This is a genomic window from Corynebacterium axilliensis (assembly GCF_046097495.1).
In the GTDB taxonomy this organism is placed as follows: domain Bacteria; phylum Actinomycetota; class Actinomycetes; order Mycobacteriales; family Mycobacteriaceae; genus Corynebacterium.
In genome coordinates this window covers 1,281,342-1,302,240 of the sequence record NZ_CP175768.1, presented here as the reverse complement: position 1 = coordinate 1,302,240, position 20,899 = coordinate 1,281,342, and the positions used below count along the sequence as shown (strand labels likewise).

Genomic DNA, 20,899 nt, shown 5'->3' with positions numbered 1-20,899 from the left:
CGAAGTGAGGGAAGCGAACAGGTTTCCTTAAAACCGCACAGAACCCACGACAACCTACAAAGAACGGACTACCACAATGTCTCAATACCCCATCACCATCACCGGCCGGCTTACTCACGAGCCGGAGCTTTCCAAGATCAGTGAGAACATGTACAAGACCCGCTTTCGCATCGCATCCTCGCGCAGTGTCGCCGAGCCGAAGGAGGGCGGCGGCATCCTCTGGCGCGAGCTGGACCTTAATTTCATCGACGCCGAGGTGTGGGGCCAGTGCGCCATCAACGTGAAGCGCTCCCTGCGCAAGGGAATGCCGATTCTGGTGACTGGCCCCCTCGTGACCGACCGCTGGGAGGATCAGCACGGCGCCAAGCGCTCACGAAGCTACATCAAGGCCTACCACGTGGGCTTAGACCTCAACCGCTTCGTGGTGGTGACCTCCACCAAGGTCCCGGCGGTCTATAGCGAGGACGGCAGCGAGCCGTTGTGGCTGGGGGAGAACCCGCCGGTGCCGGACTACGATCACACGGTCCCCACCGGCCAGCCGGACGCGGGCACGGAACAGCCTGCAGAGCCCGCGCCGGACGAAGAGATGCCGGAGGCGCTCCAGCCGGGAGCGGGGGACTCCCCGCACGACACGGCTGCGGACCGCCAGCAGGCCCTGAACGGGGCAGCAGCGGAGCAGGAGGAGCAGCGCGAGCCGGAGGAGGTTATGGCCTAGGCCGAGGGAACAAAGGGCGGGGCACCGCCGCCGCCCATGTGATGTAGTCTTTGTACTGTTATTTACCAATCCTGACAGAAGCAAAGGGTGAAACATGGGCGAGTTCATCTACACGATGAAAAACGTGCGCAAGGCCATCGGTGACAAAGTCATTTTGGACAACGTCACCATGGCCTTCTACCCGGGCGCCAAGATTGGCGTCGTCGGCCCCAACGGTGCAGGTAAGTCCTCGATCCTGAAGATCATGGCCGGCCTGGACCAGCCCTCCAACGGTGAGGCATTCATCGACCCGGGCAAGACCGTGGGCATCCTCCTCCAGGAGCCGCCGCTGAACGACGACAAGACGGTCCGCGAAAACGTCGAGGAGGGCCTAGGCGAGATCTTCCAGAAGAAGCAGCGCTTCGAGGAGATCGCAGAGGAGATGGCCACCAACTACTCCGATGAGCTCATGGAAGAGATGGGCAAGCTGCAGGAGGAGCTGGACCACGCCGATGCGTGGGAGGTTGACTCCAAGATTGAGCAGGCCATGGAGGCTCTGCGCTGCCCGCCGTCCGATGACCCGGTGACCAACCTCTCCGGTGGTGAGCGCCGTCGCGTGGCCTTGGCTAAGCTTCTGCTCTCTGAGCCGGATCTGCTGCTGCTCGATGAGCCTACGAACCACCTCGACGCCGAGTCCGTCCAGTGGCTGGAGAAGCACCTTGAGTCCTACCCGGGCGCTGTCCTGGCCGTGACCCACGACCGCTACTTCCTCGACCACGTCGCGGGATGGATCTGTGAGGTCGACCGCGGCAAGCTCTACCCGTACGAGGGCAATTACTCCACCTACCTGGAGAAGAAGGCGGAGCGCCTCGAGGTCGCCGGCGCCAAGGACAAGAAGCTGCAGAAGCGCCTGAAGGAAGAGCTCGCCTGGGTGCGCTCTGGATCCAAGGCTCGCCAGGCCAAGAACAAGGCCCGTCTCCAGCGCTACGAGGAGATGGCGGCCGAGGCCGAGCAGTACAAGAAGCTCGACTTCGAGGAAATCCAGATTCCGACCCCGCCGCGCCTGGGCAACAAGGTCGTGGAGGTCAAGGACCTGACCAAGGGCTTCGACGGCCGGGTCCTCATCAAGGACCTGTCCTTCACCCTGCCGCGCAACGGCATCGTCGGCGTTATTGGCCCGAACGGTGTGGGTAAGTCCACTCTGTTCAAGACCATCGTGGGCCTGGAGCAGCCGGATTCCGGTTCCGTCGACGTGGGCGAGACCGTGAAGCTGTCCTACGTGGATCAGAACCGCGAGAACATCGATCCGGAGGCCACGGTGTGGGAGGTCGTCTCCGGCGGCCTGGACTACATCCACGTGGGCCAGAACGAGATGCCGTCGCGCGCATACCTCTCTGCCTTCGGTTTTAAGGGTCCGGACCAGCAGAAGCCGTCCAAGGTGCTCTCCGGTGGTGAGCGCAACCGCCTGAACTTGGCGCTGACGCTCAAGGAGGGCGGCAACCTGATCCTCCTCGATGAGCCGACCAACGACCTGGATGTCGAGACCCTGGGCTCCCTGGAAAATGCGCTGGAGAAGTTCCCGGGCTGCGCCGTGGTCATTTCCCACGACCGCTGGTTCCTGGACCGCACCTGTACCCACATCCTGGCCTGGGAGGGCAACGTTGCCGAGGGCCAGTGGTTCTGGTTCGAGGGCAACTTCGGCGACTACGAGAAGAACAAGGTCGAGCGCCTCGGCGAGGACGCTGCCCGCCCGTCCCGCGTGACCCACCGCAAGCTCAGCCGCTAGGCCCCGAGCGCCTCGGGAAAGCCGGGGAAGAGAAGAAACCGGAAGGACTCTGGAATGTCTACTCAGAATGTCGTGTCGGAAGAGACCACGGACAACGTCCACGCGCTGACGGTGAACGTGCGCTGGTCGGACTTCGACATGTACGGCCACATGATGAACGCCAACTTCATCGAGCTGGCGCAGGAAGCGCGCTTGGCCTTTGCCATGCACAACTTCTACTCCCGCGGGCTGAACATGGTGGCCTTTGTCCGCCACATCGAGGCCGACTACCTCCGCCCCATCAAGTGGGACGGCCGCCACGGCACGGTGACGGTGGAGACTACCGTTGTGCGCCTGGGTAAGACCTCCTTTACCACCCGCCAGCAGGTGAAGGACGCCCACGGCGAGGTCGCCTGCGTCATCGACTGTGTCCAGGTCACCATCGACCCGGACACGCAGATGCCGCGCCCGGTCAGCGAGGACGAGCGGCAAATCATCCTCGAGCACGCAGTGGTCGAGCTCGATGATGGAGAGTGAGTCGCTCACCCTCACCGGCGGAGGGGTAGGGCTCAAGGCCCTGATTGCCCGCGCCGTGGGGCTGGATGCCGCGGCGTCGGTACGCCTGCGTCAGCTTGATGACCAGCACGTCGACGTCTTTGTCACCACTCCCTTCGAGGTTGTGGCCGCCCGCCGCATCACCGGAACGGTAGGGCGCGACGGCGCGGTGGTCTCCGCGCAGGCGCTTGGCGACGCCCTCTCGGCCCCCCACACCGAGAACACCGCGGACCTCGACTTAGGCCCTGCCCGCGATGCCTCGTGGCCGGGCGCGCTGCCGCCGGCGGAGGGGTTTCAGGAAATCGACACCCTGCCGGTTGCTGTCGTGCGCGAGCTATCTGATCAGGGCCAGCGCCTGGCCCGTGAGTTCTCCGGCCCGATGGGCCCACCGTCCAGCCTGCTCAACCAGACCGTCATCACGGTGGACAACGCTGCGGGCGTACAGGTGGAAATCCCCATGCGGATGATCTTCGCCTGCACCAACCTGGGGCTCATCCCGGGCTTTTCCGCCCCCATGGACGTGCCCCGCCACCTGCGCGTGGCCGGCAAGGGCCGCTGGGTGCGCGTGGACGCCCCCTTCGGCAGCGTTTATCACTCCACGCGCCTGTCGCTGTTCTAGCCGGCTATAGCAGTACCGCGCCCGCGAGCGCGGCGCCCACCGCAACGGACCACGGCGGGGCCTTCGCAAAGAGGGCGGCACCGGCCGCCACCGCAATGAGCCCGGTGGCCCAGCCGGTGACGCCGTGGGTGAGGATGGGGTCCCACAGCGCTGCCACGAGCAGCCCGATGACTGCCGCGCTCACCGCGGACAGCGCCCCGCGCAGCCACTCCAGGTGCCTCCACCGCGCCCAAAAGTGCAGCGCGGCCAGCGTCAGCAGGGCGCCAGGCAGGAAGATGAGGACGGTGCCGAGGACGGCGCCGCCAAGGCCGCCATCGACCGCCCCGAGATAGGAGGCGAAGGTAAACAGCGGCCCCGGCACGCCCTGCGCCACCGAATAGCCGGCCAGGAATTCCTCCTGTGTGAGCCAGCCGGAGCCCACGAACTGATCCTCGAGCAGCGGTAGCACCACGTGCCCGCCGCCAAAGATCAAGGCCCCCGACTGGTAGAAGGCGTTCGCCCGGGTGAGCAGGTACCCGCCGCTGAGCGGGGCAGCCGCCGCCAGCCCGCCGAGCAGGAGGAAGAACGCCAGCACGCAGCCCCACGCCAGGCCCGCGGGTACCGGGCGGAGTTTCTCGGAGGTGGTGGGCTGGGAGGACGTCGGCAAGCATCGGCGCAACACCGTCGCCCCCAGCACGCCCGCCACTGCCAGCACAGCCAGCTGCCACGCCGACCCAGCCACGATGAGCACCACAGAACTGATGAGGGCTAAGGCCCACGCGGTAATTGTGGTCAGGAGCTTGCGGCCCATGCCCATAATCGCGTGCACCACCACGCCCGCCGCCGCGGCGAGTAGCCCCGTGAGCGCCCCCTCGAGCCAGCTCACGCCACTGCCCGGCAGCGCGAGGCCGCACACCGTGAGGATAAGCGCCGAGGGGAAGGTGAACAGGAACCAGGAATAGGCCATCCCGGCAAGGCCTGCGCGCCCATAGCCCAGCGCCATGCCCACCTTGGAGCTGGCCGGGCCGGGTAGGAACTGCGACATCGCCACCAGGTCCGCGTAGGTGGTGTCACTCAGCCAGCCGCGGCGGCCCACAAACTCCGTCCGGAAATACCCCAGGTGGGCGGCAGGACCCCCGAACGCTGTCCACCCCAGGGGGAGGAAGGAGCGGCGGACATCGCGCAGAGAATTCACTGAGCTGGTCATTGTCCTCATCGTAGTGAGTGCTGGCTACCCCCGCGATCTGAATCCAGAAAACCACAATGGTGGGTGCGTTACCCTAACCTCGTAGCACTGAATTTTCTTCCCCCAAAGGAGTCTGCACATGCGCATTGCGGCACCCAAAGAAATCATGAACAACGAGAACCGCGTAGCTCTCACCCCGGCGGCGGTTCGCACGCTTATCAACGACGGCCACGAGGTCCTCATCGAAACCGGCGCCGGCGCAGGCGCTTCGTTCCCGGACTCCGAGTATGAGGCCGCTGGCGCCACCATCGTTGCCACCGCCAAGGAGGCCTGGGCGGCGGACATGGTGGTCAAGGTCAAGGAGCCGCTGGAGGCCGAGTATGGCTATCTGCGCGAGGACCTGTTGCTGTTTACCTACCTGCACCTGGCGGCGGACCGCCCGCTGACGGACGCTCTCGTGGAAGCCGGCACCACGGCTGTGGCCTATGAGACCGTCACCGATGCCCGCGGCACCCTGCCGCTTCTGACCCCGATGTCCCAGGTGGCCGGCCGCCTCGCCGTGATTGAGGGCACCCACCACCTGCTGTCCACCCAGGGCGGGCGTGGCCTGTTGGTTTCCGGCGTGCCGGGCACCCAGCCGGCGCGCGTGGTGGTCATCGGCGGCGGCCAGGTTGGTGCGTCTGCGGTGGCCATGGCGCACGGCCTGCGCGCGGAGGTCACGGTGCTCGACCTTGACCCGCACGTCCTGCAGCGCTTCGACGACCAGTACCAGGGCGGCGTGCGCACCCTGGTCTCCGACCCGGCCACGCTGGAGGCCGAGCTTCTCGACGCCGACCTGGTCATCGGCGCCGTCCTCGTGCCGGGTGCGGCGGCCCCGAAGCTAGTGCGCGAGGACGTGGTCAAGCGCATGAAGAAGGGCGCCGTGCTGGTCGACGTCGCCATTGACCAAGGCGGCTGCTTCGAGAACTCCCACAAGACCTCGCACGACGAGCCGACCTTCCAGGTCCACGACACCCTCTTCTACTGCGTGGCCAACATGCCGGGCGCGGTGGCTAACACCTCCGCGCGCGCACTCGGCTCGGCCACCCTGCCGTACATGCGGGCGCTGGCCGCCGGCGGTTTCGACGGTGCGGCGGCCCGCTTCCCGGGCCTGACCACGGGCCTGATGACTCGTGACGGGCAGCTGGTCTCCCAGCCGGTCAAGGACGCCTTCGGCCTCTAAGGTGCGCGGTTGATGAGCATCGCCGCCACCCGCTCCATGTGATCCCAGATCATTGCGCGGTAGGCCGGCGGGATGGTCTCCTCATCGATCTGCGCCAGCGAGTTTCCCATGAGCCCCAGCCAGCGATCGTGCGCGGCGACGTCGATGGGGTAGGGGGCGTGCCTCATGCGCAGGCGCGGGTGTCCGCGGTTCTCAGAGAAGAGCTGCGGGCCGCCCCAGTACTGCACCAGGAACCAGGTCAGGCGCTGTTCGGCGCCCTCCCAGTCCTGGTCTGGATACATGGGGCCAATGACGTCGTCAGTGCGCACCTGGGCGTAGAAGCCGCCGACGAGCTTCTCAAAGGTCTCCATTCCGCCGATAGCTTCGTACACGCTGGTGGGCTGCATTTTTTACTCTTCCTTCCTGGTTAGTCCGGTGCCGGACTCGTCCAGATCAAAGATAGCCATGCCGCGCGGGTAGGGAGTGCTGACCCCCTCCGCCTGCATGGCGGTGAGGATGGCGGCCTGCAGTGCGCGCTGGACGTCCCACTGCTTGCCGGGGAGGGTCTTGACGGAGACGCGGTAGGACATGTGGTCCACCTCGAGGCCGGACATGCCGTTGACCGTGGGCTTGGCCAGGATGAAGTCGCGGATGTTGGCGTCGCGGGCGGCGTCGTCGGCGGCGGCGGTGATGACGTTAAGCGCGCGGGTCGGGTCGTTGCTCAGCGCGATGGGCACCTGGACGCGGGCTACGGAGTAGCGGTCGGAGTGGTTGGCTACCTGCATGATTTCGCCGTTGCGGACGTACCACAGGGCGCCGTCGATGTCGCGGACGGTGGTGATGCGCAGGGAGATGGATTCGACGTCGCCGAAGACGCCGTTGCCCAAGTCGATGGTGTCGCCGATGCCGTACTGGTCCTCCATGAGCATGAAGATGCCGGAGAGGAAGTCCTTGACCAGGGCCTGGGCGCCGAAGCCCAAGGCGACGCCGACAACGCCTGCCGACGCCACCAGCGGCGCCACGTTGACGCCGAGCTTATCCAGGATGGCCAGCGCCGCCCATACCCACACGAAGATGGCTACGGCAGATTGGCCCACCCCGGCCAGGGTCTGGATGCGGGAGGTGCGCCGCGCCTCCTGGGTGCGGGCCAGGGCCTTGTCCGTTTCCTTGTGCTGCTTGCGCGGGGTAAGCGGGGAGGTGAGGCGGCCCTGCTTGATGCTGTTGTCTGCCAGTTTCGTGATGAGCCGGCGCAGCAGCCAGCTGCCGATGACGGCGATGAACAGGATGAGGAGGATGCCCAGCGGCTTGGCGACGACCCACGACCGCACAGTGTCGTCCTGCCACCACCGGGAGATGCTGTCGGCGGCCGTGGTGGTGTCGGCCGCAGCGTAGAGGGGTAGGAAAGTCACAGTAGAAGAGCGTCCTTTCAAGCGGGGGGAGTGTGTGGCTCCCGATACTAAAGACACGGCTGATGAATTTAAACCTTCGTATCAAACCCGAAATGAACCGCTTGGTCTAGAATTGTGCCTTATGACTGACAACCTAGGCTTTTCTTCGCGCTCCATTCACGCCGGTTACCAGCCCGATTCCCACATGGGGTCCATCAACGTTCCCATCTATGCCTCCACGACGTTCCAGCAGGACGGTCTGGCGCAGCTGCGCGGCGGCTACGAGTACGGCCGCGTGGCGAACCCTACGGTCCACGCGCTGGAGAAGACCCTCGCCGCGCTGGAAAACGCGCAGTATGCCCGTTGTTTCTCCACGGGCATGGCGGCCGTGGATACGCTCATCCGCATTCTCGTCCGCCCCGGGGACCACGTCATTCTGGGCAACGACGCCTACGGCGGCATGTACCGCCTGCTGCACCACGACTACGGGGAGTGGGGCGTGGAGTTGTCCATCGTCAACACCTCCGACACCGCGGCCGTGACCGCAGCAATCAAGGAGAACACCAAGCTCATCTGGCTCGAGACCCCCACCAACCCGGCGACCACCATCACGGATATCGCCGCGGTGGCCACGGCCGTGAAGGCTGCGTCGGACGCCCAGATTGTCGTCGACAACACCTTTGCCACGCCCTACCTCCAGAACCCTCTCGAGCTCGGTGCGGACCACGTGCTGCATTCGACCACCAAGTACCTGGGCGGACACTCCGACGTTTTGGGTGGGGCCGTGGTGACCAACTCTGCGGAGGTGGATGAGCGCCTGCTGTACTTCCAGGGCAACGTCGGCGCGGTGTCCTCGCCTTTCGACGCCTACCTCACCGCCCGCGGCATCAAGACCCTCGCGGTGCGCATGGACCGCCACTGCACCAACGCGCAGGCCGTGGCCGAGTTCCTCGAGTCCCGCCCCGAGGTCAAGCAGGTTCTCTACCCGGGCCTGCCCTCGCACCCGGGCCACGAGCTGGCCAAGAAGCAGATGCGCGGCTTCGGCGGGATGATGTCCGTGCGCTTCCACAGCGAGGAGCATGCCCGCCAGGTGTGCCTCAACACCAAGCTCATCTCGCTGGCCGAATCCCTCGGCGGCGTGGAGTCCCTCATCGAGCACCCGCAGAACATGACGCACATTTCCGCCGAGGGCTCCGAGTTGGTTCCGCCGGCAGACCTAGTGCGCATCTCGGTGGGCATCGAGTCCATCGGCGACCTCCTCGCGGACTTAAAGCAGGCCCTCGACGCCCTCCACTAGCTAGGATTCCCACCATGGAACACACAGCACAAAAGCTGCGGTCTTTCCACGACGAGGTGGAGGCTGCGCGAGAATTCTGGAAGTCATATTTCGACGCGATTCCAGCTCCATTTGAGAGCGGTTCCGACGAGCCCACCAAGGGATTTATCCAGTTCCTCAAAGGAACCCACTCTAAATACCCGCAGGCCACCGTCGCGTCGCACGGCGCAGACGTGGAAGCATTCCTGAAATCCTGCGTGCACGAGCAGGACTTTGCCACCATTGCTGAGTGGGATGCAGATGGCCTCAACGGCGACAGTCTTAACCGCGAAGAGCCGACGTTCAAGGAGTATCTCTGCGGCGCGGTCTTTGCTCCTTCTGATGCCTTTAAGAAGCGCATTAGCGCTGAATTCGAGGATGACCGCATCACGGAGAGCACCGAGGAAACTAAAGCGGCGTTTAGCGCGGGGTCTTCCAAGGGGGCCGCGCGTCTTACGCGAACCGTTCCGGAATCTTTGTCGGTCAAGCTAGATGGCGGCATCGAGCGCATTCGCATCCTGTGGCTGCTGAAGAATCCGGCATATGGCGGAAATGACGTCATCAGGCTGGCGCGAGACGGTATGGAAGGCGTAGCAAATACAAAAGATGGGGGAGAGGCCTTTACTCCCTTCATCAGGGACCAAGGCAACGTCGCGGCGCTGTTCTCGGATGACCTCGAAAAAGCGCGCTTGCCCTGGGATATTGCCGATACCAAGGGCTGGTATTTCGATCGCGCACGCTTTTACCTCTTCGATGAGTGCGAAGAGAAGGAGCCAGTTTCCTGGAATGAGGTCATTCCCCAGCGCCCGGAATCGGGTGAGCGAGCGGGCGACATCGTGCGCATGGAGATGTTCCCCTACAGGACCAAAGCGTCCGGTGACATCCCCAAGATCATTGAAAACCAAAACAAGAAGGGGCAGGTTCTCCCGTCTCAGGAGCTCGTGTTCAGATGCCTCATCGCCTTCCTTAACGAGGCTAAGCACGGCTACATTATTTGCGCCCGTGACCCGCAGCTGTGGAGAAAGGTAATCGGGGCGTATATCGACGCTAACGAATCTTTGGACGTCGACAAGGATTCCATCCTTGCGGCGTTTACGCACCACGTGTGGGAGTTCAAGGGGCAGAACGCACACCTCACCGTGAAAAATCTCGTTCCACCACTAGATAGCCGCGTTGCGGCGCTGCAACAGGTCTTCGCACGCAAATAGCACGTGGTCCCGAGGAATGACTCGGGGCCACGCGGCGGCTAGAGCGTGCCGAGGAGGGAGCCGGCCGTGCGGTCGGTCTCCTGCAGCATGAGCGGGTCCGTGCCCGGCATGGGGGAGATGGTGGTATCCGGCCACTGCGCGTAGGTGGGAATGCCCACGATGTGCAGGCGCGGATCTTCGGAACCGTCGGGGTTGACCGCGCGGCGGTTCCAGGTGGTCTCCGGGGAACCGGTGGGGTGGCCGTGATCGACGAAGGCGCGCACGCGGCCCTCCAGGGAGAGCGCGAGCGGGTCGCCGGCGAGGCGGACGTCGGGGGAGTGCATCCAGGCGTCGATAAGCCAGGCGGAGGAGGCCTCGCCGTGCTCGGTGCGCAGCGTGAACTGCTCGCCGGCGGTCAGGGAGGGGTGCTGGCCTAGGAAGGTGACCAGGCCGGCGTCGACAAGCGCCAGCAGCTGCCGCGTGCGGAACAGCGGCGGGCCGGAGCCCACCATCTGGCCAAACGCCATGAACTCCTTGTACGTGCTGGTCCGGGATTCCCACGTCATCCGGCCCTCAGAACCGGCGATGGACGCCGGCTTGCGTGCGGCAGAAATCGCCCACAGCGCGGACTTGAGCGGGGAATCGGCGGCGGCGACGGCCTCGAGGATGTCGCGCGCCAAGCTGTCGGCGATGTACTCGGTCAGGTCGCCGCCGGTGAAATCAGCCAGCGGGTCCGCCCAGTGTGCCAGGTCCAGCGGCAGCGCGGAAAAGCCCTCGAGGGCCGCGGTGAGCTGGTCCGCCATGCCGGCCAGGTCCGCGGCGTCCACCGCGGTGGCGTCGATGGCCGCGATGATGTCCTCGAGCGGGCGCTGCAGTGCCTCAGGGGCAACGCGCGCCTGGTTCTCGTAGTACTCGGCGTAGGCATCGCGCAGGATGTGCGGCAGCAGCTGGGTGGAAAAGTCCAGCTCGGAGCCCTGCTCCTGCACGGCCTTCCGGAAGCGCACCAGCGCTGCCTTTGGCGGCAGCGCGTGGTACTCCGACTTCGGGATGTACGGGTAGCCGCGCCCGGAGCTCACGATGAAGTGCGGCTCCTCGCCGCTGGGCTCGTAGCGCAGGCCGGAGCGCGTGGAGGGGTCCTCGACGAACTGACCGCCCTGGTCGATGGTGAGCAGCGCCATGATGTCGAAGAAGCCCATGCCCAGGCCGCGGACCAGGACCTTTTCGCCCGCGGGCACGGCACCCACGGGCTGCTCCACCGGGTTATCCGGGCGCACCCAGTGCAGGTCCGACTGTGCGGCGTCCGCTAGGACGCGCTCCGCGGAGTTGAGGGCGGGTACCTGCCAGCCGTAGGCCAGCACGGTGGCGTCGGCGGTGACCGTGGAGTCGTCGGAAAGCGCGATGGTGTCCTGGCCTTCCGCGGACTCGATGGACAGCGCGCGGGCGCGGTGCTGGACCACCTCCACGTCGGCGGGCAGCTGCGCCAACGCCACCTCGTAGACCCACTCCAGGTAGGCGCCGTACAGGGCGCGGGAGGGGTTGGACTCGGGGCGGGTGGCCGCGAGCTCGTCGGCGAAGGAGGAGGCGAGGCCCGCGCGGGGCGGGTGGGCGTCGTACAGCGCGAGCTTTGCCGGGGACAGGGCAGGGCGCTCGCCGCGCAGCAGCTGAATCCACTCGTAGAGGATGGGGCCTTCCAGCACCGGAGCGGTGGTGGTGGAGTCCGGCTCCGTAAACAGGGTGACCGCGCCGGCCAGCGTATTCATGCACAGCGTACGGGTCTGTTCAGTATCCCAGATGCGGCCGGCGCCGAGCGGGGCGTCGTCGATGATGTGGAGCGTGAGGGCAGAAGCCAAAGGCGCTGCCTTAAGGTGCGCCGCTAGGCGCTCGACCAGCGAAATTCCGCGCGGGCCGGCGCCGACGATGGCGATGGAGGGCATAAAGAATCAACCTCTATTTTTCAGACTATTCTGTCTAGTGGAATAATACCGTTCGGTATGTGTTGTGTTAAATCCAGGCACACGTAAACGAACTATCTTGTGAAAGCACTTACTGTGAAAACTCTACGCTCACTCGCTGCGGTCCTCGCGGCGGCGTTGACCGCCACGCTGGCCAGCTGCAGCGCCGCAGACCGGCCGGAGGGGGAGGACAACGTCCTGACCTACCTCGAGCCGCAATTCTTCCGCACGCTCTACCCGCCGGCGGCTGGGTTCTACCCCAACGGCGGCGTGGTCAACCAGCTCACCGACCGCCTGCTGTACCAGGACCCGGAGACCCTTGAGCTTTCCCCGTGGATCGCCACGGACATGCCGAAGGTCAACGCGGACGCCACCGAGTACACCTTCGACATCCGCACGGACGTCACCTACTCGGACGGCTCCCCGCTTACCGCGGAGAACGTGGTGGCCAACTTCGACCTCTTCGGCCGCGGCGACAAGTCCCGCACGCTGACGACCTCGGAGCAGATTGCCAACTACGACCACGGCGAAGTGGTGGACAAGGACACCGTGAAGTTCTACTTCACCCAGCCTTCCCCGGGCTTCCTCCAGGCCACCTCTTCCTACAACTCGGGCCTGCTGTCTGATTCGACCCTGGCCCTGGACAACGAGGGCTTTGGCCCCGGCAACGCGGTCAACGTCATCGGTTCGGGTCCTTTCGTGGTGGAGTCGGAATCCATTGGCACCGACCTCACCCTCAAGACCCGCGAGGACTACTACTGGGCCCCGCCCGCGGTCAAGCACCAGGGCCGCGCGGACATCGACGGCATTCACTACATCCTGGCCGCCGAGGAATCCGTGCGCACCGGCGCCGTTACTTCCGGCCAGGCCGACATCGCCCGCCAGGTCTCCGCTCCGCAGGAGTCCCTGCTCAAGGACCGCGGCATCAACATCATCGCCCGCGGCACGAACTCCATGGATAACCAGTTCGCCTTCCGCTTCAACCACCCGTTGCTGCAGGATAAGCGCGTGCGCGAGGCCATCATTCACGGCGTGAACCGCGAGGAGATCCTGCGCGTGCTCTTCTCCGACTCCTACCCGCTGGCCACGTCCACCGTGGCGGCCACCGGCCTGGGTTACAAGGAGCAGGCCGGGGCCTACACCTTTGACCCGGAGGAGTCGAAGCAGCTTCTCGACGAAGCCGGCTGGACCCCCGGTCCCGACGGCATCCGCGTCAAGGACGGCAAACGTTTGAGCCTGCGCACGAACACCGCGCTGCCACAGCCGCGCTCCAAGGAGGTCATGACTATGGTGCAGGATCAGCTGCGCGGGCTGGGCATTGAGATCGTGGTCAACGCCGGTGACCAGTCCACGCAGAACGCGGACTCCAAGGACATTGAGAAGGTGCAGATTTACCACTCGATGGTGGGCCGCGCCGACTACGACGTCATCACCTCGCTCTACGGCATCAACAACCGCGATGCTTTCCTCAACCAGGACGAGCAGGGCGAGCCCATTGACGCGCACTTGCAGGAGCTTCTCGACGCCGTCCTGGACACCCCCGACACCGAAGGCCGCGAGAAGGCCGTGGAGAAGGTGCAGGACTACATCACGGAGCAGGCCTACGCGCTCCCGCTCTTCGAGGAGCCCGTGGTCTACGCCGTGCGCCCGGAGGTCTCCGGCTTTAGCCCGGAGTCGGTAGCGCGCCCGTGGTTCTACGAGGTCTCGATCGATCGTTCGGACAAGGGGGAGAAATAAATGACGACCCGCCAGATTCTCAGCCGCATCGGGCAGGCGCTGCTCGTGCTGCTCATTACGTACACGGTGGCCTTCGTGCTGCTCTCGGCGCTGCCGTCGGACGCCGTGCAGTCCCGCTTCGGCGACCCCGCCCTGGGCCTGTCCCAGACGGAGATCGACGCCATCCGGGAGGAGATGGGCGCGGATAAGCCGCTCATCGCGCAGTACTTTTCCTCCCTGGGCGGCTTCCTCACCGGCCACTTCGGCAACTCGACGCAGTCGGGTGCCCCGGTAGCAACGCTGCTTGCCGACGCCCTCCCGCACACCCTCGTCCTCGCCGCCTGCGCCATCGGCCTGGGGCTCATCGTGGCCGTGGCCGTGGCCTTCATCGCCACCCTGCCCGGCATGGGCGCGGTGGCCACCTTCTTCCGCGGCCTGCCCTCCTTCATGGTCTCGCTGCCCGGCTTCTGGATCGGCATCCTGCTCATCCAGGTCTTCTCCTTCCAGCTGGGCTGGATCCGTGTCATTGAGCCCGGCAGCGTCGAGGGGCTTATCCTGCCCACGCTGACGCTGGCCGTGCCCATGGCCGCGCCGCTTATCCAGGTGCTCATTCGCTCGCTCGATGAAACGCAGTCGCGCCCCTTCGTCCAGGCGGTGCGCTCCCGCGGCGCCTCGGAGTCGTGGATCTTCTGGCGCACGACGCTGCGCAACTCCCTGCTGCCGACCCTGACCATGGCCGGTCTGCTCTTCGGCGAGCTCGTCGGAGGCGCCGTGGTCACCGAGACCGTCTTTGGTCGCACCGGCCTGGGGCAGATGACCGCGCAGGCGGTGGCCAACCGCGATACGCCGGTGCTCTTGGCCGTGGTGCTCATCGCCGCGACTTCCTACATCATCATCAACCTGGTCGTGGACCTGCTCTACCCGGTGCTGGACCCACGCCTGCGCAAGGGTACTGCGGACCGCACGGCCGCCAGCTCTGAAGAAAGGACGGTGCGCGCATGATGCACACTAAGACCCGCCCTCTGTCTGGGCGCCGTACCCGTGCGGCGGGGCAGGGCAATCCCTGGCTCGCGCCGGGCTCGATTGTCGCCATCGTCATCCTCGCCGTGGCTTTCCTCGCCGCGCTGGTGCCGGGGCTGTTTACCTCGGCCGACCCGTACGCCGGCACGGACGTCGCCCTGCTGTCCCCGGGCCAAAACGGCCACCTCATGGGCACTGACGCGGTGGGCCGCGACCTCTACGCCCGCGTGGTCTACGGCGCGCGACAGTCCCTTTTGGGCGCGCTCATCGCGGTAGCCGTCGGGCTTGTCGTCGGCACGCTCATCGGCCTTATTGCAGGCTCCCTGCGCGGCGTCGCCGACACCATCTTCATGCGCGTCGTCGACGTGCTCCTGTCCATCCCCGGCATCCTTTTGTCGCTGTCCATCATCATCGTGCTGGGCTTCGGCTCCGTGCAGGCGGCCGTCGCCGTTGGTGCGACCTCCGTGGCCACCTTCGCGCGCCTGGCGCGCTCCCAGGTCATCACCGTGGCCAACGCCGAGTACATCGAGGCCGCCTACGGTGCCGGCGCGACCCGCGCGACGGTGCTGCTGCGCCACATCCTGCCCAACTCGCTGACCCCGGTCATCGCGCTGGCCACGCTGCAGTTCGGCACCGCCATCCTGCAGTTGTCCATCCTCGGCTTCCTGGGCTACGGCGCCCCGCCGCCCACCCCGGAGTGGGGCCTCATCATTGCCGAGGGCCGCGACTTCATGGCCACCGCCTGGTGGCTCATCATCCTGCCCGGCATCGCGCTCGTGGCCGTGGTGAGGTCTGCCAACCGCCTGTCCCAAAACTTCCCCGTGGAGGCCTAACATGTCTGAACCTAAGAACGCAGCGCAGCCGCTGCTTACCGTGCGGGACCTCAACGTTTCCTACGCCACCGGCCGCGGCGACGTGATGGCGGTGCAAGGCGTTAACCTTGCGGTCCACCCTGGGCAGATGACCGCCATCGTGGGCGAGTCCGGCTCCGGCAAGACCACCTCCGCCATGGCCACCATCGGCCTGCTGCCTTCCAACGCCACTATCGACGCCGGCACCATCACCTTCGCCGGTCGCGACATCACCTCGCTGGGCCGCCGCGAGTGGCGCGAGCTGCGCGGGCGCCGCATCGGGCTCATCCCGCAGGACCCGAACAATTCCCTCAACCCGCTGAAAACCATTGGCGCGTCGGTGGAGGAGGGGATGTCCATCCACGGCATCGGCAGCGCCGCCGAGCGCAAGGCCCGCGCGCTGGAGCTGCTCGAGCGCGTCGGCATTGATGAGCCCGAGCGCCGCTACCAGCAGTATCCGCATGAGCTGTCTGGCGGCATGAAACAGCGCGTGCTCATCGCCGCCGCGGTGGCGCTCGAGCCGGACCTCATCATCGCCGACGAGCCCACCTCCGCCCTCGACGTCACCGTGCAGAAGATCATCCTTGACCTCCTCGATGATATGCGCGCTGAGCTGGGCATGGGCATCCTCTTCATCACCCACGACCTCGCGGTGGCGGGCGACCGCGCCGACCGTGTCGTGGTCATGGAATCTGGTCAGCTGCGCGAGGAGGGCCTAGCCGCCACGGTGCTGACGAACCCGCGCCACGACTACACTAAGCGTCTGCTTGCCGACGCCCCCTCGCTCACCGTCGCCGACGCGGGTGCAACCAGCACCCGCAACGCGGTGGAGAAGCGCGAAACGCTGGTGCGCGTGGAGGGCCTGACCCAGCGCTTCGGCGACTTCACCGCCGTCGACGACATCTCCTTCACCGTGGCCAAAGGCTCGACCCACGCTTTGGTGGGCGAGTCCGGTTCCGGCAAGACCACGACGGGCCGCAGCATCGCCATGTTCAACACCCCGACGGCCGGATCCATCACCGTGGGCGGGCGCGACATCGTGGGCCTGCGCGGCAAGGCCCTGCGCGAAGAGCGCAACAACATCCAGCTGGTCTACCAGAACCCCTACGGCTCCCTGGACCCCAAGCAGTCCATCGGCCAGACGGTGGCGGAGCCGCTGCGGAACTTGAAGGGGGCGCGTGCAGGCACGGCGAAGGCCAAGGCCAAGGAGTTCCTGGACTTGGTGGCGCTCAACCCGGACTACTACGACCGCCGCCCGCGCGAGCTCTCCGGCGGCCAGCGCCAGCGCGTGGCCATCGCACGCGCCATGATCGTGGAACCGGAACTGGTCATCCTCGATGAGGCCGTCTCCGCGCTCGACGTCACTGTCCAGGCCCAGATCCTGCGGCTGCTGTCCAGCCTGCAGAAGGAGCTCGGCCTGACCTACATCTTCATCTCGCACGACCTGGCCGTGGTCAACCAGATTTCGGACACCGTCTCCGTGCTCTCGCACGGCAAGCAGGTGGAATCCGGGCCGACGGAGCAGGTCTTTAGCAACCCCCAATCGAAGTTCACCCGCCAGCTTCTCGACGCCATCCCGGGCTCCCGCTACCGAGCCGGCGACCTCAACCTGGGTCTGTAGCCTGGGGCCAGAAGAAGAAAGGATTAATTCATGGCAGACATCATCGACCTGTTGGCAGAAGCCGGCGACGTAGCTCAGCTGCGTGACCGCCGCCCCGAAGCCAAGGAGAACGCGCAGGCCTCCTTCGCAGCGCTCCTCGAGCCTTCAGCGCCCGGCACGTTCAGCTACGCGGAGCGCTACGCCATCGCCACCTTTGTTGCAGGCATTTACCAGGCGGCGCCCGCCGTCGCGTTCTACTCCGACCTGCTGGCAGAGGAATCCGAGGAGCTCGCCGCAGAAATCGCCCGCGCGGTTGAGCGCGGCACAACCACCGGCCCGTACGCCGGCGGCGGCTTCACACTCTTCGACGGTGCCCCGCGGCTCGCGGCTGCCCTCGACTTTGCCCACCTGCTCACCTTCCACCCCAAGGACGCTTCCCCGGCTGCGATTGGTCACCTGCAGGCGGCCGGTTGGTCCGACGATGACATCGTGACCTTGGGTCAGCTGGTCAGCTTCCTGGCCTTCCAGCTGCGCGTGGCGCATGGTTTGTCCGTGCTGGCTGGCTCCGCACCGTCCGCGCCGGAGACGACCAACCTGCGGCCCGAGCAGACCCCGGAGTGGGAACCGGGGAAGGGGACGTTGGTGCCGGACGTCGTGAAGCCGCAGGGCTTTGTGGCGCACTCGCTGGGCTGGAAGCCGTGGGTGCCGCCACAGCCCAAGGAGGAGTTCACGGACGCCCAGCGCGACGCGCTGATTAAGCCCGAACGTATCGACATGGAGTACTTCCGCCTGCTGGCTCGCGACCCGGCCGCGCTCAAGGCGCGCACGAAGACGGACCTGGACATCTTCTACAACACCGATGGTGGCCTGGGCCGCGCCGAGCGTGAGCTGGCTGCGACGGTGGTCTCCCGCTTCAACGGTTGTGAGTACTGCGCGTCGGTGCATCAGCAGCGCTCCAAGGAAGAAGGCGGTGACGCCGCGGCGATTGACCGCCTGCTCGAGGAGGGCGTTTCCGCTGACCTGGGCTCGGAGCAGTGGTCCGCCATCCGTGATGCGGCGCTGGCGCTGACCGCCTCGCCGTTTGCCTTCGACGCCTCCCACGTGGAGCGCCTGAGTGAGGCCGGATTCGATACCCTAGCCATCATCGACGTCATCAACTCCTCCGCGTTCTTTAACTGGGCCAACCGCCTGATGCTGACGCTGGGGGAGCCGGACGTGCCGAAGCGCTTCCGTTAACTGAAGGAGAAGAATCATGTTGAAGACTGCTGTCGTCACCGGCGCTACCGGTGGTATGGGCGCGGAGATCATCAAGGACTTGGCGCGCGACCACCGCGTGTACGCCCTGGGACGCAGTGCCGGGGAGCTGCCGGAGGCAGAGAACATCGTGCCGGTGGCCATCGACTTGCTGGCGCTTCTCGACGACGCACCGCTTCCCACCGAGCTCGCGTCACTCGAGCGCGTGGACGTGCTGGTGCATGCAGCGGCGCGTGCGGAGAAGAAGTCCGTGGACAGCGCCCGTCCTGCCGATTGGCGCGCGCAGATGGAGCTCAACGTGCACGTTCCGGCCGAGCTGACCCGCCGGCTTTTGCCTGCGCTGCGCGCGGCCGAGGGCCTTGCAGTGTTCATCAACTCTGGCGCTGGAATCCACTCCTACGGGGACAACGTCATTTACGCCGCCACCAAGCACGCCCTCTACGCGCTTGCCGACGGCCTCCGCCTCGGCGAGCTCGGCATCCGCGTCTCCACCGTCGCGCCGGGCCCGACGGATACCCCGATGTTGCAGGGCCTGCAGGACTACAACCCGGAGCACGTCATCGCCCCGGTGGAGGTGGCCAAGGCAATTCGCGCCACCGTCGACGCTGGGCCGACGACGCAGCTTACGGAGATTCGCGTGCGCCCGCGCATCGAGCTGAACCAGCGGAAGTAAGTTACTCGCTCAAGATGCGAAACTCATGGGGCGCGGTTAAGTTGTGAGACGTGTCAAACTCTCAACGCCGACGCCCCGCCTACCTGGTGATCGCGGACTCGCTGCGGAGCAAGATTGAATCCGGAGAGCTGCAGCCGGGCGACCGCTTCCCCACGGAAAGGGAGCTGGTTCAGAAGTACAACGTAGCGCGCATGACGGTGCGCCATGCATTGGACATCGTGCAGATAGAAGGACTCATCGACCGCAAGCGTGGTCGCACCGGCGGAACCTTTGTGCGGGCTACTCCGCCGACGCTGAGCCTGACCAGTGGGCGCAGCGCGCTTGAACAGTTGCGCGAGCGCGGGCTGGACGTCTCGGTGCAGGTGCTCTCGCTGGACCTCATCGAGGCCCCGGGGCACCTGGCTACGGCGCTGGGCATCGACGAGGGCAGCAGCGTGTGGGAGGCCCGGGCGGTGCACATGTCCGAGGGCTCGCCGGTCATGGCCTCAACTCTGCTGATGCCGCACAGCCTTGTCCCGAACCTTACGGAGAAGCAGCTGGAGACTCCGCTGTCCACGCTCCTGCCGGAGCTGGGGCTAAAACCGGTGTTTAAGCGTGATTCCCTCATGGCCGCGACCGCGCGGACGGAGGAGCAGAAGGTGCTTGGCGTGGGGCGCACCCAGCCGGTGCTGCGCATTACCCGCACCATCAAGACCGCGGACGGCGCGGTGGCGGCACAGCTGGAGGAAACGCTGCGCCCCGACGCCGCCTCCGTGGAGGTCGAGCTGGGCCAGGATCCCTCGCCGTCCCTCGACTAAGGCACGCCGTCTAACCCGTCAACCTGGTGTGGTTGGCGGGTTTCGGTGTTTGTGGTGGGTGCAGGCTGTCTAGGTTGGTGGTTTCTCGGCGGCGATCCTCGCCGCCGCTTCCTGGTATTCGGGTGTGGCGGTGATTGGCACGCCCCAGGGTGGGATGTATCCGATTCCGTCTTTCATTCTGAAGACGTAGCCGCGGCCTGTGGGTTTCGACGGGTCATCATCGTTGATGCCGTTGTGATAGGCGCACAGGAAGGTCAGGTTCTTGATGTTGGTTAGCCCGCCTGCTTGCCAGGGGATGATGTGGTGGACCTGGCAGTAGTCGGCCGGCTTGTTACACCCTGGGCGTGAGCAGGTTTGGGTTTCGGCGCACAGGGTGAGGCGTTGTTTCCAGTTTGCGTGGCGTTCAACTCGGTAGGAGTTGATGGGTCCTTCTACTGGGTGGGTAATGGTGGCGTAGCCTATTTCGGCGAATTTGTGGGTAAGAAACTCTGCCCCGGTCATGCGGGCACCATTGGTGAGTTGGAGTTCGATTTCGTCGCCGTCTCCGTTGATGATGCGGTCGAATTCGTCCAGGGTGACAACGACTTGAGCGTGCACGGCAGGCCTAGTGCCGGTGTTACCGCCCAGGATGACGGTTGTGGCGGCGTCGAGCAGGTTGGTGGGGTTGACGGATTCGAGGGTGCCGCGGATATCGGCGATGACGGTGGGTGTGTCGGTGATGGTGACGGAGTTGGGGCCTTGTGTGCGGTAGGTAAACCGCACTCCCGGCTTGTGTTCGCGCTTCGCTTTAAGCTCTTTGAGTTTCTTTACGGCAACCTCGCGGATGCGGTGGGCTGGTGTGGCGGCAAGCCGTGCGCGGAGGTTCCAGGCATCGAGCTCTTTTTTGACCCGGGAGGCGTAGGACTCGATCAGGGTGAGGATGCTGAGGCCGTGGGCGTTGTTTTCGGCGGCGGTGCGTGCTTTGCGTTGTTTGCCGGTGAAGCGGGTGGGCCCGAAGTAGATGCGGTGCAGGCGGGCAAGCTCTGCGGCGTCGGCTGCGTCGGCGCCGAGCGCGCGGAGCTTGTCGGGTGAGCTGGATGCTTGTTCCACTAGCGCGATCCCCGAGTTGCGGTAGCGGAAGTAGGTTTCTAATACCCCCATGGGCACT

General features: G+C 65.7%; 19 protein-coding genes. 14 read left to right on the top strand and 5 right to left on the bottom strand.

What is annotated here, in order from left to right; genetic code table 11:
* Positions 1-76 precede the first annotated feature (76 nt).
* The 4 genes from ACKFR8_RS06375 to ACKFR8_RS06360 all read left to right on the top strand — a co-directional run bounded on the left by ACKFR8_RS06375 (position 77) and on the right by ACKFR8_RS06360 (position 3,633).
* Positions 77-715 carry a single-stranded DNA-binding protein gene (locus tag ACKFR8_RS06375; RefSeq protein WP_408930940.1) on the top strand — a complete coding sequence of 213 codons (639 nt, stop codon included), beginning with the start codon at positions 77-79 and terminating at the stop codon, positions 713-715.
* A gap of 94 nt (positions 716-809) precedes the next feature.
* Positions 810-2,480, top strand: coding sequence for an energy-dependent translational throttle protein EttA (gene ettA / locus ACKFR8_RS06370; protein ID WP_296133510.1), 1,671 nt, complete (start codon positions 810-812; stop codon positions 2,478-2,480).
* Between the two features lie 54 nt (positions 2,481-2,534).
* Positions 2,535-2,996 carry an acyl-CoA thioesterase gene (locus ACKFR8_RS06365; protein WP_408930939.1) on the top strand — a complete coding sequence of 154 codons (462 nt, stop codon included), beginning with the start codon at positions 2,535-2,537 and terminating at the stop codon, positions 2,994-2,996.
* Positions 2,986-3,633: a hypothetical protein gene (locus ACKFR8_RS06360; RefSeq protein ID WP_408930999.1), complete on the top strand. Its 648-nt coding sequence runs from the start codon at positions 2,986-2,988 to the stop codon at positions 3,631-3,633. The genes ACKFR8_RS06365 and ACKFR8_RS06360 overlap by 11 nt, the downstream gene beginning before the upstream one ends.
* Before the next feature lie 4 nt (positions 3,634-3,637).
* On the opposite strand, the gene chrA is transcribed toward ACKFR8_RS06360, so the two are convergent.
* Positions 3,638-4,819, bottom strand: a complete 1,182-nt coding sequence (gene chrA, locus ACKFR8_RS06355) for a chromate efflux transporter (RefSeq protein WP_408930938.1) — start codon at positions 4,817-4,819, stop codon at positions 3,638-3,640.
* A 118-nt stretch (positions 4,820-4,937) separates the two neighbouring features.
* On the opposite strand from chrA, the gene ald reads away from it, so the two are divergent.
* Complete coding sequence (ald, locus tag ACKFR8_RS06350) at positions 4,938-6,020, top strand: alanine dehydrogenase (RefSeq protein ID WP_408930937.1); 1,083 nt, start codon at positions 4,938-4,940, stop codon at positions 6,018-6,020.
* Here ald and ACKFR8_RS06345 read toward each other — a convergent pair.
* A complete protein-coding gene (locus tag ACKFR8_RS06345) occupies positions 6,017-6,406 on the bottom strand; it encodes a globin (protein WP_408930936.1) in 390 nt (129 codons plus the stop codon). The two genes, ald and ACKFR8_RS06345, sit on opposite strands and share 4 nt — an antisense overlap.
* 3 nt (positions 6,407-6,409) lie before the next feature.
* Positions 6,410-7,408 (bottom strand): mechanosensitive ion channel family protein, encoded by a 999-nt coding sequence (locus tag ACKFR8_RS06340; RefSeq protein ID WP_408930935.1) that lies wholly within the window; start codon positions 7,406-7,408, stop codon positions 6,410-6,412.
* Between the two features lie 121 nt (positions 7,409-7,529).
* On the opposite strand from ACKFR8_RS06340, the gene ACKFR8_RS06335 reads away from it, so the two are divergent.
* Entirely contained in the window at positions 7,530-8,684 is a 1,155-nt protein-coding gene (locus ACKFR8_RS06335) for a cystathionine gamma-synthase (protein WP_408930934.1), read from the top strand.
* 14 nt (positions 8,685-8,698) lie between these two features.
* On the top strand, positions 8,699-9,910 hold the full coding sequence (locus ACKFR8_RS06330) for a hypothetical protein (RefSeq protein WP_296133524.1): 1,212 nt from the start codon (positions 8,699-8,701) through the stop codon (positions 9,908-9,910).
* 38 nt (positions 9,911-9,948) lie between these two features.
* Here the strand turns inward: ACKFR8_RS06330 and ACKFR8_RS06325 are convergent, their stop codons facing one another.
* Complete coding sequence (locus ACKFR8_RS06325; protein WP_408930933.1) at positions 9,949-11,823, bottom strand: FAD/NAD(P)-binding protein; 1,875 nt, start codon at positions 11,821-11,823, stop codon at positions 9,949-9,951.
* 114 nt (positions 11,824-11,937) lie between these two features.
* Between ACKFR8_RS06325 and ACKFR8_RS06320 the strand changes: the two genes are divergently transcribed.
* From ACKFR8_RS06320 to ACKFR8_RS06290, 7 genes are read left to right on the top strand one after another with little or no spacing between them, the layout of a single operon-like run.
* A complete protein-coding gene (locus ACKFR8_RS06320) occupies positions 11,938-13,578 on the top strand; it encodes a TIGR04028 family ABC transporter substrate-binding protein (protein ID WP_408930932.1) in 1,641 nt (546 codons plus the stop codon).
* Complete coding sequence (locus tag ACKFR8_RS06315) at positions 13,579-14,559, top strand: ABC transporter permease (RefSeq protein WP_408930931.1); 981 nt, start codon at positions 13,579-13,581, stop codon at positions 14,557-14,559.
* Positions 14,556-15,410, top strand: a complete 855-nt coding sequence (locus tag ACKFR8_RS06310; RefSeq protein ID WP_408930930.1) for an ABC transporter permease — start codon at positions 14,556-14,558, stop codon at positions 15,408-15,410. The genes ACKFR8_RS06315 and ACKFR8_RS06310 overlap by 4 nt, the downstream gene beginning before the upstream one ends.
* 1 nt (position 15,411) lies before the next feature.
* The gene (locus tag ACKFR8_RS06305; protein ID WP_408930929.1) at positions 15,412-17,049 is read left to right on the top strand and encodes a dipeptide ABC transporter ATP-binding protein; all 1,638 of its coding nucleotides are present in this window, start codon (positions 15,412-15,414) and stop codon (positions 17,047-17,049) included.
* Positions 17,050-17,079: 30 nt separating this feature from the next.
* Positions 17,080-18,264, top strand: coding sequence for an alkylhydroperoxidase domain protein (locus ACKFR8_RS06300; protein ID WP_408930928.1), 1,185 nt, complete (start codon positions 17,080-17,082; stop codon positions 18,262-18,264).
* Positions 18,265-18,280: 16 nt separating this feature from the next.
* Entirely contained in the window at positions 18,281-18,955 is a 675-nt protein-coding gene (locus ACKFR8_RS06295; RefSeq protein ID WP_306508055.1) for an SDR family oxidoreductase, read from the top strand.
* 50 nt (positions 18,956-19,005) lie between these two features.
* Positions 19,006-19,752: a GntR family transcriptional regulator gene (locus ACKFR8_RS06290; RefSeq protein ID WP_408930927.1), complete on the top strand. Its 747-nt coding sequence runs from the start codon at positions 19,006-19,008 to the stop codon at positions 19,750-19,752.
* A gap of 69 nt (positions 19,753-19,821) precedes the next feature.
* Here ACKFR8_RS06290 and ACKFR8_RS06285 read toward each other — a convergent pair whose 3' ends face one another.
* Positions 19,822-20,892, bottom strand: a complete 1,071-nt coding sequence (locus ACKFR8_RS06285) for an HNH endonuclease signature motif containing protein (RefSeq protein ID WP_408930926.1) — start codon at positions 20,890-20,892, stop codon at positions 19,822-19,824.
* Positions 20,893-20,899: the final 7 nt, after the last annotated feature.